Origin of the sequence: Ramlibacter tataouinensis (assembly GCF_001580455.1) — a bacterium.
GTDB lineage: Bacteria > Pseudomonadota > Gammaproteobacteria > Burkholderiales > Burkholderiaceae_C > Ramlibacter > Ramlibacter tataouinensis_B.
In genome coordinates, this window is record NZ_CP010951.1 from 3,591,632 (window position 1) to 3,603,549 (window position 11,918).

An 11,918-nucleotide genomic window follows, 5' to 3' on the forward strand; every position below is an offset into this window, starting at 1 on the left:
CTTCAGGCCCCGCCGAGCAATCCCTGCGCGTCCTCGTCCGCCATTGCCACCGGCGTGGCCTTGGCCAGCGCCATCCAGACGCCGAACGGCAACTCGCCGCGCGAGTGGCGCGGCGCCGCCCGCGCGACCACTAGCCGCTCTTCCTCCAGCGCCAGCACGCCGCATTCCGCCGGCACCTCGCTCGCATCGCCGATGCTGCGCCCGCGCGCGTCGCATCCGAGCACATACCAGCACTCACCGAGGTCCAGGTAGGCCTGGCGCTTGGCTTCGTTGCGCAAGTCGGCGAGCAGGTCGGCCCGGCGCACCTTGACCTCGTGCACGATGGGCTCGACATAGCTGGCGACCGACGTGTTGCGGATCGAGAAGACATCCGGCATGGCCACGCACCAACGCAGCGACTCGCCGCCGCCCTGTTGCGGTACCTGAGCCCGCAGGGCCAGTCCGCGCCAGGCGATGCGGCCGGCGCGGGCCATCTCGCGCGCCACCCGTTCGACCAGTGTTTCGTGGGCGGAGAATGCGCGCCGGTTGGCCGAGAGCGTGGCGGCCAGCAGCGCGATGCCGGCATCGGTGACACGCAGGCACTCATGGCCGGTGGGTTCCCGCACGCGGTCCAGCAGACCGGCCGCGAGCAGTTCGATCTCGAGTGGGTCCTGGCAGGGCCAGCCTGCCGAACGATAGATCTCGCGCAGACGGCGTGCATGAGCTTTGCCGAGCGAGATCGCGCTTGTCGTGGCGATCGGAACCGGAGGGGAGAGGGGAAGGCTCATTGCGAAAACCAGTTTAGCCCCGTAGGTTCCTTCCCACGGCCAATGTCGCGGTTGACCTATCGCGACCCCCGGGGGGTCCACCAAAATTGCTGCATGGTTGAGAGCGCCAACATGGTTGCGAGAGCCAAGTACGGCATCACGGCCGTCCGGTATGCCGGCACGCAGATGGTCGAGGCCATGATGGGCCTGTTCGATGCGACCCAGAGGCAGTGGGACCTGCGTCCCTCGCCCACCCGCGTGAGCGAGGTGGTCGACCGGCTGGTCGAGGGCGACACCATCATCAGCCTGTTCCCCGACGACGAGGGCGGGCTGGAGCCGGGGCCGGAAGTGAAGGTGGATGTCCTGCCCGAAGGCACCGAAACGCTGGCCCTGGCCGAAGAGGCGCCAGGGCGCAGCATCAAGGACCTGCCGCGGTTCTGAGACCGCGAGTCCTCACGCCTTCAGGCCTTCCTCAGTTCCTTTTGCAGCGCGATCTTGTCCGCGCGCCGCCGCGCGGCTTCGGCTTTCCGGTGCGAGCCGGCCTTGCGCTGCGCGGCAGCGGCTACCAGCGGGTTGCGCGGCTTGGGCGGCGCCACGCGCAGCTTGATCCTGCGCGCCGAGTTCAACGGCGCCCCCACTTGAGCAAGCCGGTGGACAGGGCCGTGCCGCAGACGATCACGGCGCCGCAGATCATCATCCAGCTGGTGACCGACTCGCCGAGGAAGGCCACGCCGTAGATGACCGCGAACACCGGCACCACGAAGGTCACGGCCAACGCGCGCGAAGGACCCGCCTGCTCGATCAGGCGGAAATACAGGATGTAGGCGACGCCCGTGCACATCACGCCAACCACCGCCAGCGACAGCCAGGCCTGCAGGCTGGGCGCCTGCTGCGGCCAGAACCACCAGGCGAGTGGCACCAGCAGCAGCGTCGCGCCCAGCTGGCTGCCGGTGGCGGTGGCCAGCGCCGGCAGCCCGCCCAGGTAGCGCTTGGCGGCGCTGGCCGAAAAGCCGTAGCACAGGGTCGCCAGCAGGCAGGCCAGCACGGCCCAGCCCGGCGCGTAGCCCGACGCATCGGGTTTGAAGCTGGCCTTGTCCCAGGCGAGCGCGGCCACACCGGCGAAGCCGATCGCCAGCCCCAGCGCGCGCGGGGCCGACAGGCGGTCGCCCAGCCACATCCAGGCGATCACGGCGCCGAACAGGGGCACCGTGGCATTCAGGATGGCCGACAAGCCGGTGGTGATCGACAGCAGCGCGAAGGCGAAGCAGATGAAGGGGATGCCGGAATTGAACACGCCGATCCAGAAGACCTTCTTCCAGTTGGCGCGCAGCACCCCGGCCTGGCCACGCAGGCACAGCAGCGGCACGAGAAATGCGGAGGCGATGGCCACGCGCACGGCAGCCGTCGGCACGGCGCCGAATTCCACCGCGCCCAGTCGCGTGAACAGGAAGGACGAGCCCCAGATCGCGCCCAGCAGGATGAAATCGACGACCCAGCTGCGGCGCCGCTGGACGCCGTGCATCACCGGCGCGGCGGACGAATCGATGCTGCTCAAGGCGCCCTCTCCAGCTTAAGCAGTGCACTCTTGCGCTCCAGGCCACCGGCATAGCCGGTCAGCGCGCCGCCCGCGCCCATGACGCGGTGGCAGGGCACCATGATGCTGATCGGGTTGCGGCCCACCGCCGCGCCGACGGCGCGCGCAGCCGCCGGCATGCCGATCTCGCGGCTGAGCGTGCTGTAGCTGGTGGTGCGTCCGCAGGGAATCGCCAGCAGCGCCTGCCAGACCGACTGCTGGAAGGGCGTGCCGCCTTGCAGGTCCAGCGGCAGGGCGAAGCCGTCGCGCTCGCCCGCGAAGTAGGCCTGCAGCTGCGTGATGGCTTCGCGCAGCAAGGGATGGCCGGCGTCTTCCGGCCAGCTGCCGTGATCGGGCATGTGGCGCTGGCCTTCGAACCACAGGCCGGCGATGCCGCGCGGCGTGGCGGCGAGGATCATGGGGCCGAGCGGGCTGATCCAGCGGGTCTTGACGATGTCGGGATGGAACTTCATGAGGTACCTCCTGGGGCGTTGTGATTGACAGGACTTGTGGTCCCGGCCCAGGCACGGATGACAGCATAGCTGCGCCAGGGTTTCCATGCCTGCGATGCGGTTTGCGCGGCCTTGGCCGGCTGCGCGGTGCCGGCCACGCCCAGCGCCTTGTGCAGGGCCACGTCGGCCGCCGGAAAAGCGTCGGGCCAGCGCAGCGCGCGCATGGCGATGTATTGCGCCGTCCATTCGCCGATGCCCGGCAACTGCGTTAGCGCCGAGATGGTGGCGGCCACATCGGCGCCGCCATGCAACTGCAGCCGCCCTTCGTCGACGGCGCGGGCGATCGCGACGATCGCGGCCTGGCGCTGGCGCACGATGCCCAGCTGCCCGAGCGCGTCGCCATCGGCATGCGCCAGCACCGACGGCTGCGGGAACAAGTGGCTCAGGCCCGGTTGCGGCGTCTCGATGGGCTCGCCGAACCGGTCCACCAGCCGTTGCGCCAGTGTGCGTGCAGCGGCCACCGTGATCTGCTGGCCGAGCACCGCACGCAGCGCCAGCTCATAGCCGCTGAAGGCGCCTGGCACGCGCAGTCCGTCGCCCGACGGGAAGCTCTCGTGCAGCACGCCGTTGATGGCCTCGGGGTCGGCATCCAGGTCGAAGGCGGCGCGCACCCGGTGGATGACCAGCGGCAGCACCTCGCGCAGCGATTCGCCGACGCGCAGCAGCAGCTGGTGCCGGTCGACATCGAATCGCGCATCGATCCAGCCCTTGTGCAGCCTGCCGCCGTGGTCGATGGCCAGGGTGCGCGCCAGCCGCTGCCCGTCCACGTGCTCGACGCCGCGGATGCAACGCGCCGCGAAGAAGCCGACCATGGCCTGCGCGTCGTACGGTGGCCGCCAGGCCAGCCGGATCGCGAGCGCATCGGTGCCGGCGGCCGTGTGCTGGCGCCGCAGCTGCGTCGGATTGAGTCCGTAGTGTTCGGAAAAGGCCGCGTTGAAGCGGCGCACGCTGGCAAAGCCGCTGATGAGCGCTACCTGCGTGATGGGCAGGTCCGTGTCGGCCAGCAACTGCTTGGCCGTCAGCAGCCGGCGCGTTTGCAGGTACTGCACCGGCGAGACGCCGAATTGCGCCTCGAAGATGCGACGCAGGTGGCGATCGCTGACGCCGAGCCGGCGCGCGAGCGCTTCGACCGAAGGCGACTCGCCGCGCCAGGCTTCCGGCTCGTCGAGCAGGCGCACCGCCTGGTGCGAGAGGATGGCGCTCGCATCCTGGATCGACCAGATGACCGAATTGGGCGCCAGCTCCGGCCGGCAGCGCAGGCAAGGGCGGAAGCCGGCGCTCTCGGCCTGCGCGGCATGGCCGAAGAACAGGCAGTTCTCGCGCTTGGGCGTGCGCACGCGGCAGACTGGCCGGCAATAGATGCCGGTCGACGTCACGCCGGTGAAAAAGCGCCCGTCGAAGCGCGCGTCGCGCGCCTTCAGTGCGAGGTAGCAGGCATCGGCTTGCAGCAGGGGCGGGTTCGGGGACATGGGGAAATCATACGTAGCGGCCGGCGCCCGGCTGGCCGTTTTCGGACATGTCCCCAAAGGCTGCCCGGCCATGCTTTCCGAGTCGCAAACCGTAACTCAACAGTGTGTCTTTGCAGCGGTGCTCGAGCCCATCCGCCCGCTGTCGCCGCCTACAATCTTTCGCTCCAAAGACAAGTCAGGGAAGCAGGTCCATGCGTTTTTCCGCCTCCATCTTCAAGGCTTACGACATCCGCGGCATCGTGCCGTCCACGCTCGACGAAGAAGTCGCCGAGGCGCTCGGCCATGCCTTCGGGACGATCGCGCAGGAGCAGGGCGAGAAGGTGGTGGCGGTCGGACGCGACGGGCGCCTGAGCGGCCCGTCGCTGAGCGCGGCCCTGGTGCGTGGGCTGCTCGCTTCGGGCGTCGACGTCATCGACATCGGGATGGCCACGACGCCGATGCTGTATTTCGCCACCAGCACGGTGTGCGCGAGCGGCATCCAGGTCACGGGCAGCCACAACCCGAAGGACTACAACGGATTCAAGATGGTGATGGCCGGCCGCGCCATCCACGGCGAGGAGATCCAGGCGCTGCGCCGGCGCATGGAGGCTGGGCCCGAGGCCGGCGCCGCCGTGCAACCGGGCCGGGTGCGCAACATCAACCTTCTCGCGCCGTATCGCGACCGGATCCTCGGCGACGTGAAGCTCGCACGCCCCATGAAGATCGTGGTGGACTGCGGCAACGGTGTCGCCGGTGCTTCGGCGCCGGGAATCTTCCGCGCGCTGGGCTGCGAAGTGATCGAGCTCTACAGCGAAGTCGACGGCAACTTCCCGAACCACCATCCCGACCCGAGCAAGCCGGAGAACCTCAAGGACCTGATCGCCGCGATCAGTGCGCATGGCGCCGAGCTGGGCCTGGCCTTCGACGGCGACGGCGACCGGCTGGGCATCGTCACGCGCGGCGGCAACAACATCTATCCGGACCGCCAGATGATGCTGTTCGCGCAGGACGTGCTCGAACGTGTGCCGGGCGGCACCATCCTGTTCGACGTCAAGTGCACGCAGCGCCTGGCACCCGCCATCCGCGAGGCCGGCGGCGTGCCGCTGATGTTCAAGACCGGGCACTCGCTGATCAAGGCGAAAATGAAGGAGATCCAGGCGCCGCTGGGCGGCGAGATGAGCGGCCACATCTTCTTCAAGGAGCGCTGGTTCGGCTTCGACGACGGCACCTATGCCGGCGCGCGGCTGCTGGAGATCCTTTCGCGCCACGATGACCCCAGCGCCTTGCTCGACGCATTGCCCACCAGCTACTCGACGCCCGAGCTGAACGTGAAGTGCGCCGAAGGCGAGCCGCATGCGCTGGTCGACCAGCTCACCGCCGGCGCCCGCTTCGAGGCACCGGCCCAGGTCTCCACCATCGATGGCGTCCGCGTGGACTGGCCCGACGGCTTCGGCCTCATCCGCGCCTCCAACACCACGCCGGTGCTGGTGATGCGTTTCGAGGGCCACACGCCCGATGCCCTGCACCGGATCGAGCGCGACATGCTGGCGCTGTTGCGGCGCTACAAGCCCGACGCAGCGATCGGCGAAGCGGCTCACTGACGGCGCGCATGCCGTTTGGGCCAATGCCAGTTGCGAGGCCAGAACGTCAATTACTGCTGAGTATCAGAACGTGCGGATGTGGTAGACGTAAAAGGAGCGGTCTCGCACCATTCCGTTGCGCTCGTTCAGTCGTTGCACGGTGGTGTTCTCGATAGCGGTGGAAGCGGTGACGCGCAAAGCGCCTGCGTCCTTGGCGTGCTGCACCACCGCCTTCAGCAGCGCCGAGCCGATGCCAACGTGGCGGCACGACGGATCGACGTAGAGGTCGTTGAGGACGAAGGTGCGCGCCAGCGAGACGGACGAGAACGAAGGGTAGAGCTGCGCGAACCCGACCGGTCGCTGCTGATCGTCCTCCGCAACATACAGGACGGAGTCCTGCCGTTCTAAGCGATCGCCCAGGTAGCTTCGTCCGGCTGCTTCGTCGGAGGGCTTGCCGTGGAACTGCCGGTAGGCATCGAACAAGGACACCAGGGCGTCCATGTCGTCCGTACGAGCAAGGCGGATTCGGCTCACGCGGCCAAGGGCAATCGTGCCCGAGCGGCGTCGAATTGGTCGCGCAGCACGAGCGGGTAGAGATCCGGGTGCACCATGGGGTTGGAGTTCATTTCCAGGAACCACACGGTGCCCTCTGAGTCGACCATCGCGTCGAGCGTGAACAGCGAGGCGTCGCCGTAGTCCGTGATGCTGTGGGAGAAGACTTCGCCGGCGCGCTCGAACTGGGACGCAAGCGGCGTAGCCCGGAGCTTGTCGATGACGTTTCGGTTGGCGCGGCTGGTGGGCTCGTAGCGCGAGCCATACTTGAAATCGATGAGGACTTCCCGACTCGGCGCTGGCACATCGTCGAGCGACTGCACACCGCAGTACCTGGCAAGGTCACTTAACGCCTGCCAATCGTGAGGGCGGTCTGGTGCGCTGTCGAGCTTGGCCTGGACAAGCGCGCGCAGCGGAGTGTGGCCGTCACCGGTGACTACCGGTGGCTGGCGGACTTCAATCGCACCCCAGGTTGAGCCCCAGTACCAGGCCTTCACGATGTGGCCGAGGATGAAGTTCTCGTAGTACTCGCCGTCGCGCAGCGCATGGTCGAGCTGGCCCGGATCGAATTTGAGGAAGGGGCCACGAATGCCTTCCCCGAAAGAAGAGCGGAACTTCTTGATCAGGAACGGACCTCCGATCGCCGAGGCGTCCGTGCAGGCAGCGGGCGTGGGAACGTCCTTGCTTGCGGCAAATTTCTTGAACTCGGCCTTGTCGGAGGCAACGGGCCAGCGCCGCATGTCGTAGGGAAGCCAGCCGGCAAAGCCTCGCGTATTGGGGCCCATCCGGTCGATGTAGGCGGTGCGCCCCTGCGCGGCGCCGACGAAGCGCGGCTTCCAGACGCGGCGCTGCACGCTTTTGCCAAGTTCGAGCGAGAAGTTGGCCAGGTCCATGCGCGCCTTGATGCCGAATTCGGCCGTGGCCGCCTGAATGCTGGCCGCGTGGTTCAGATAGCCGGTGAGGAAGAACATAGGCGAGTGGTTATTCCCTGGTTAGCTTGAAGACGCGTGGGGCCTTCGGACGCCTGATGTCACCGGACACCGACTGCAACGAGAGGCCCGCGACGTGCTCGAGCACTCCACCGAGGATCCCGAGGTTGAACTGGTATTCGTTCTCGCAGGACTGTGCGAAAAGCTCGTCGTGCAAGAACATGCACGAGCCCTTGCACAGTTGCAACACCGGGCAGTGCTTGCAGCTCTCGCGATGGGACCAGTGTGTGGCCGTGTCGAGCCTCACGCCAGCCATGTCGGTGACGTCTCCGATGCGATGCCTGCCCTGCGCGCCCGTGTTCTGGCACGTCATCACGTTGCCCTTGAGGTCCACGGCCAGGCTGTCCTCACGGTCCATGCCGCACTTCTGACCCAGGGAGGATGAAGGCCTGCGGGTGCGCAGGGATTCAATGAAGTCCTGCGCACGGTGGGCAATGTCCCGGATCTTCAGCGCTTCGCCGTTGGTAAAGCCTTCGCGCAAGTTGTCGCTGAGGCGCTTGTAGTCTTCAGCAGTCCAGTGACCGACGCCGCCCGCCGTGCGGTCGTCGTAAACCGTCACGATGCCTTCGGTGTCGACCAGCAGTGAATTGTCGCCCACACGTTCGGCCAGCCAGCGCCGCGTGGCGACAACGTCCGCGTTGGCCGGCGTGAGCACGAAGTTGAATGCAGCGCGGTGTCTGGCGCCGCCGCGCCGGCGCCAGAACTCACGCAGCCAACGCGCCTGCTTCGGGTCTTCGAAGGGATCGGGCCCGCGATGGTGGTGCCCAGGCCCATCGTGCGAGATCGCGACAAAAATGTCGTGACGCTCGATGAAATCGATGATCTCCTCGTCGAGGAGGCTGCCGTTGCTGACGATGCTGAAGGCAGCATCCGGAAAACGCCGACGTAGCTGGGGCACCAGCTTTTGCAGCTTGGCGAAGTAGAGGAAGGGCTCACCACCCCAGAACTCGATGCGCTCGGGTACACCTTGGAGCCAGGCATCTAGGCCGGCGAGGAACTCATCTGCGTCCGCGGTTTTGGTGACCAGACCCGCGCCCGCTTCGCTTGCCTGGTTGCAGTAGCTGCAACTGTAGTTGCAGCGCATGCCCAGTTGAATTTTGAGCGTCTTCGGGCCGGCCGTCTTCCGACCTGGTGCGTGCGGGGAGATCGCAAGTGCGTCGCTGTGTCCCTGGGTGATCGTGTCGGTGAGCAAAGGCTGCCCATCTTCGTCCGTCAGCGTGCTGTCGTGAGGGGAATAGCGCAAACGAACCTCGCGCCCCTCGTGGTCCAGGCAGTGCAGGATGTACATCTCAGGTTTGATCCGAGTGAGGCGGAATGGTCCGCCCCGGCCCGGTTGTGGTGATCAGGCTGCTCTGCTGCGGCGCGCGGGCTTGCGTTTAGGTTGCGGCAGCGGTGAGACCTTGGAGCAGTCGTTGGCTGAACCGTCGCGGACGGCCTCGAGTTCGCTCGGTTTCATGAAATTGATCGTGGTGCTCGAAATTCCCCACTGGAACGGCTTGCGGGTCTGTGTCTTGCTCTTCAGTTGGCTTCGCATGGGCTTCTCCTTGCTTTGCTAGGTAAAGGGATGGAAAAAGTGGCCACCAGGCCTGCCTCCACGCGCGCTGGCGGATCTATTGAACTTGGGCATGCCTTGGGGCTGCGTGCCACGGTGAAACCAGATCGGCACGAGGCCGGGTACGAAGGCGCGCACGATGTGCAACGGCGTACGGCCCTGATCAGCGGCCGCACCCTGGGGCGTGATGTCGGCTGCATACAGACGAAGCCCCTCTGCGCGCAGGCGCGACTGAAGCGCATCCCAATTGTGGGCACAGCCACGCCCAACCGACCGAAAGCGCGTGCTGAGCGCTGCCTGGGCGAAGAAATCAGAGCGGCGATAGGTACGTGCGTCGCGGTAGTAGCGCTCAATGGCCCTCATTGCGTTGTCGCCGGGCTGCGCCGCCGGAAAATGGCGCGCATGGCCGAAGCGGCCTTCGGCTTCATCCAGGGCCTTCCGGAGTGCATGTTCGGGAGAGAATGCCGCGGCAGCGGTGATGGCCGTGAACGGCAGCGAATGGGATTGCCCGAATACGGCGAGCACCGGGCACCAGGCGTTGGCGAGGTCCAGCACGGTGATGTCGAGGCCTTCGGATCGCAAGCCCGCGATCCGCCGTTGCGCCTCGCGCGGCAATGAATCGGGTTCGACACATGCGGGTGCCGCGCCGGTGAGCCACGAACATACAAAGGCATCGCGTTCAATGAGTTCGAGCGTGGCGCGCATCAGCGCATCCTCGAAGCGGATGCCCGCCGCTACTCCGGATGTGCTGGCGTTGGTGTATGCGTATCGCCGGTGTTTGCTCGGCAAGCTGTCGAGCGCATGGAGACAATCGGCCAGCACTGCATGTGAGCGTCCGGACTCGGTGTCGAGCGCTTCGCCCCACAGATACGCGCGGCGTGCAACGAAGGGCTTGAACGCGAAGCCGCCCGATGCGTACTGACGCGGTGAGTAGGCGACTATGTGTTGCGGTTGCAAGGGCGATTCGAGCTCGGTCACACGTGCTTCGAACACGCGGGAAGGCGTGGCCCACCCAAGCCGCTCCCAGGCTTCGGCTTCGGCCTTGGTCATGGCTTCCGGGGCGCTGGCCGCACGGCCGCTGCCCGCAAGCTGCGGAGCTGGCGCAAAGGCCGCGAAGGCAAATCCCCCGGATCCGGGTGCCTGCATACTGCGGGAGACGCGCAAATGATCATCGGCGGCTTGCCGAGCGCGCTGGTCGACCGAAGGGCGCGCGCCGACGACCATGCCGGGCACGGGCACCCAACACGCCGCGCCACGCCGGTCCAGGCCGGCCAACGCGAGAGTCTCTTCGGCTGATGTGTCACCGCGCAACACACTGGCCGCGCCCAGGGACGTGGCCATCAGTTGCGCGTTCTGAAGGCATTGGCCAGCTTCAATCAGGGCGAACAACGTGGCACGGTTGCCGTACTTCTGCGCGGGGATGGCGATGTCATAGACCGGAAGCAGCAATGCCGACGCATAGCGCAGAACCCGCGGGTCGCGCAGGCAACGCCAAGCGTCCTGCGCATGGCCCGGAACGCGTTTCAAGGATACGCCGCCCAACTGATGGAAGCGCGCCTCGTACACACCTGGCGGGAGTGCCGTGCCGCCATGCGCTTCCAGCGGGAGCGCCCGCAGTACGGCGACGAACCAACGAGCACTGTGCATGTTGCCGCCGGATCCGGAAGTGCGGTGCCACGGGACTCCAGCCGTGGCGGGCGCCCGAGTGACGCCGTGCGCCGCCCACAGGATGGAACACAGCGCCTCCTGCGACAGTGCCTCGTCCGTGAAGGTGCGAAAACTCTCGCGCTTGTCCAGCGTCACGGCGAGCGCATTCTTCCGTGACCGCACCGCCTCAGCCCATAGGCCTTCGCCCGGCAGCAGGCGCGACTGTGCGCGAGCCGGCAATGCCGCGATCTTCGCCTCGGTCGCCACCGTGGCATGTTGCTGCGGCAGTTGCGCGACCTCGCTCCAGCGGGCCCAGAGTTCGCCGGCTTCGACCAGGACGGCCTCCATGACGAGGCGCGACATGAAAGCGGTGACGGTGTCTACCGGCCAGCGCTTGCCCAGGCTCGCCACCACATCGCTCCAGCTGCGACTGCCATCGCACAGCTCCATCAGCATCGCTAGCAGCTCGTGCGGCGCGTGTACCGTCACCTTCCGCCGCGGCAGTCGGCAGGTGAGTTCGTCCCCGGCGATGAGCCAGTGACCGAATGGAACGGGGATTTGAACAGGCGGCTTCAATTTAGTGCAGCTTGAACTTGTCGTAGTTTGCGACCAGCACGTGCGAGGAGGCATCGGACCGGGCGGCTTTGGATGGAGCAAAGCCTGCAGCGGCTTGCGGCGGCCGCTGCGCTGCCATGCCGGCCAGGACTTTCTCGATATCGGACGCGACGGCAGGATTCACGCCGTCGCGGCGCAGGCCTGATCCGAAACAAGCCTTGGCTTGTGGGAAGTCGTCCTGGGCCAGCGCCGCGAATGCCTGCACGAAATCGGCAAGCCACGGCGAGTCGACTGATGCGGCCAGGGGTTGCCAGGTGACCAGTGCCGCGGACGAACGGCCGGAACTGAATTGCAGCAAACCAAGCTGGTAGCGGGCGATCTCAAGGCCAGGCTCCAGCAGGACCGCATTGGCGAGTTCGACTTCGGCCTCGGCCCATTGACCCAGGGCGGCGTATTCCGAGCCGGAGAGGAAATGCGGCAGCGCCCAGCCCGGCGCGGTGGCACCGGCTTGGGCGAAGAGCGACAAGGCGCGGGTGGAGTCGTTCGCCCGACTGGCGGCCATGCCGGCATCCAGCAGTTCTCGGGCGGCGTACGCGATGGTTTCAGGGCTATTCGACACGGGACCTTGGTTCATTTCGGCACCTTCCTGACCAATATATCGGCCGATTCTCTTCACGGTTTAGCGGTGAACTAAACGTGTCGTGAATCGTGCCGATGTATTGAGTGAGCGGCCGCGAAAGGGTGCAAGCCGCGAACGAACCCCA

General features: G+C 66.8%; 13 protein-coding genes. 2 read left to right on the top strand and 11 right to left on the bottom strand.

The genetic code is table 11. The features are described from left to right. Nucleotides 1-2: 2 nt before the first annotated feature. Entirely contained in the window at nucleotides 3-767 is a 765-nt protein-coding gene (locus UC35_RS16645; RefSeq protein WP_061501647.1) for a hypothetical protein, read from the bottom strand. A gap of 93 nt (nucleotides 768-860) precedes the next feature. Between UC35_RS16645 and UC35_RS16650 the strand changes: the two genes are divergently transcribed. After that, nucleotides 861-1,187 (top strand): hypothetical protein, encoded by a 327-nt coding sequence (locus UC35_RS16650; protein WP_061501648.1) that lies wholly within the window; start codon nucleotides 861-863, stop codon nucleotides 1,185-1,187. Between the two features lie 20 nt (nucleotides 1,188-1,207). Here the strand turns inward: UC35_RS16650 and UC35_RS24080 are convergent, their stop codons facing one another. The 4 genes from UC35_RS24080 to UC35_RS16665 are packed head-to-tail and all read right to left on the bottom strand — an operon-like array spanning nucleotide 1,208 to nucleotide 4,300. Continuing rightward, nucleotides 1,208-1,372 (bottom strand): hypothetical protein, encoded by a 165-nt coding sequence (locus UC35_RS24080; RefSeq protein WP_173861262.1) that lies wholly within the window; start codon nucleotides 1,370-1,372, stop codon nucleotides 1,208-1,210. After that, entirely contained in the window at nucleotides 1,369-2,268 is a 900-nt protein-coding gene (locus tag UC35_RS16655) for a DMT family transporter (RefSeq protein WP_061503889.1), read from the bottom strand. The genes UC35_RS24080 and UC35_RS16655 overlap by 4 nt, the downstream gene beginning before the upstream one ends. Nucleotides 2,269-2,297: 29 nt before the next feature. Continuing rightward, a complete protein-coding gene (locus UC35_RS16660; protein ID WP_061501649.1) occupies nucleotides 2,298-2,792 on the bottom strand; it encodes a methylated-DNA--[protein]-cysteine S-methyltransferase in 495 nt (164 codons plus the stop codon). Next, on the bottom strand, nucleotides 2,789-4,300 hold the full coding sequence (locus UC35_RS16665) for a DNA-3-methyladenine glycosylase 2 family protein (protein ID WP_061501651.1): 1,512 nt from the start codon (nucleotides 4,298-4,300) through the stop codon (nucleotides 2,789-2,791). The genes UC35_RS16660 and UC35_RS16665 overlap by 4 nt, the downstream gene beginning before the upstream one ends. A 191-nt stretch (nucleotides 4,301-4,491) precedes the next feature. On the opposite strand from UC35_RS16665, the gene UC35_RS16670 reads away from it, so the two are divergent. Then, nucleotides 4,492-5,880, top strand: coding sequence for a phosphomannomutase/phosphoglucomutase (locus UC35_RS16670; protein ID WP_061501654.1), 1,389 nt, complete (start codon nucleotides 4,492-4,494; stop codon nucleotides 5,878-5,880). A gap of 63 nt (nucleotides 5,881-5,943) precedes the next feature. Here the strand turns inward: UC35_RS16670 and UC35_RS16675 are convergent, their stop codons facing one another. The 6 genes from UC35_RS16675 to UC35_RS16695 are packed head-to-tail and all read right to left on the bottom strand — an operon-like array spanning nucleotide 5,944 to nucleotide 11,788. After that, nucleotides 5,944-6,393, bottom strand: a complete 450-nt coding sequence (locus UC35_RS16675; protein ID WP_061501656.1) for a GNAT family N-acetyltransferase — start codon at nucleotides 6,391-6,393, stop codon at nucleotides 5,944-5,946. Further along, nucleotides 6,390-7,382, bottom strand: coding sequence for a hypothetical protein (locus UC35_RS16680; RefSeq protein ID WP_061501658.1), 993 nt, complete (start codon nucleotides 7,380-7,382; stop codon nucleotides 6,390-6,392). The genes UC35_RS16675 and UC35_RS16680 overlap by 4 nt, the downstream gene beginning before the upstream one ends. A gap of 10 nt (nucleotides 7,383-7,392) precedes the next feature. Beyond that, nucleotides 7,393-8,688 (bottom strand): radical SAM/SPASM domain-containing protein, encoded by a 1,296-nt coding sequence (locus UC35_RS16685; RefSeq protein ID WP_061501659.1) that lies wholly within the window; start codon nucleotides 8,686-8,688, stop codon nucleotides 7,393-7,395. A 54-nt stretch (nucleotides 8,689-8,742) separates the two neighbouring features. Beyond that, nucleotides 8,743-8,934 (bottom strand): hypothetical protein, encoded by a 192-nt coding sequence (locus UC35_RS23720; RefSeq protein ID WP_145979513.1) that lies wholly within the window; start codon nucleotides 8,932-8,934, stop codon nucleotides 8,743-8,745. Between the two features lie 18 nt (nucleotides 8,935-8,952). After that, on the bottom strand, nucleotides 8,953-11,175 hold the full coding sequence (locus UC35_RS16690) for a YcaO-like family protein (RefSeq protein WP_158513929.1): 2,223 nt from the start codon (nucleotides 11,173-11,175) through the stop codon (nucleotides 8,953-8,955). Nucleotide 11,176: 1 nt separating this feature from the next. Beyond that, nucleotides 11,177-11,788 carry a tetratricopeptide repeat protein gene (locus tag UC35_RS16695; protein WP_061501663.1) on the bottom strand — a complete coding sequence of 204 codons (612 nt, stop codon included), beginning with the start codon at nucleotides 11,786-11,788 and terminating at the stop codon, nucleotides 11,177-11,179. Between the last annotated feature and the right edge of the window lie 130 nt (nucleotides 11,789-11,918).

Bases quoted from the DNA above. Each gene is read 5' to 3' on its own strand.
- UC35_RS16680 (WP_061501658.1), bottom strand. From the start codon at position 7,382: ATGTTCTTCCTCACCGGCTATCTGAACCACGCGGCCAGCATTCAGGCG.
- UC35_RS16655 (WP_061503889.1), bottom strand. From the start codon at position 2,268: ATGCACGGCGTCCAGCGGCGCCGCAGCTGGGTCGTCGATTTCATCCTG.
- UC35_RS16645 (WP_061501647.1), bottom strand. From the start codon at position 767: ATGAGCCTTCCCCTCTCCCCTCCGGTTCCGATCGCCACGACAAGCGCG.
- UC35_RS16695 (WP_061501663.1), bottom strand. From the start codon at position 11,788: ATGAACCAAGGTCCCGTGTCGAATAGCCCTGAAACCATCGCGTACGCC.
- UC35_RS16660 (WP_061501649.1), bottom strand. From the start codon at position 2,792: ATGAAGTTCCATCCCGACATCGTCAAGACCCGCTGGATCAGCCCGCTC.
- UC35_RS23720 (WP_145979513.1), bottom strand. From the start codon at position 8,934: ATGCGAAGCCAACTGAAGAGCAAGACACAGACCCGCAAGCCGTTCCAG.
- UC35_RS16670 (WP_061501654.1), top strand. From the start codon at position 4,492: ATGCGTTTTTCCGCCTCCATCTTCAAGGCTTACGACATCCGCGGCATC.
- UC35_RS16650 (WP_061501648.1), top strand. From the start codon at position 861: ATGGTTGAGAGCGCCAACATGGTTGCGAGAGCCAAGTACGGCATCACG.
- UC35_RS16685 (WP_061501659.1), bottom strand. From the start codon at position 8,688: ATGTACATCCTGCACTGCCTGGACCACGAGGGGCGCGAGGTTCGTTTG.
- UC35_RS16665 (WP_061501651.1), bottom strand. From the start codon at position 4,300: ATGTCCCCGAACCCGCCCCTGCTGCAAGCCGATGCCTGCTACCTCGCA.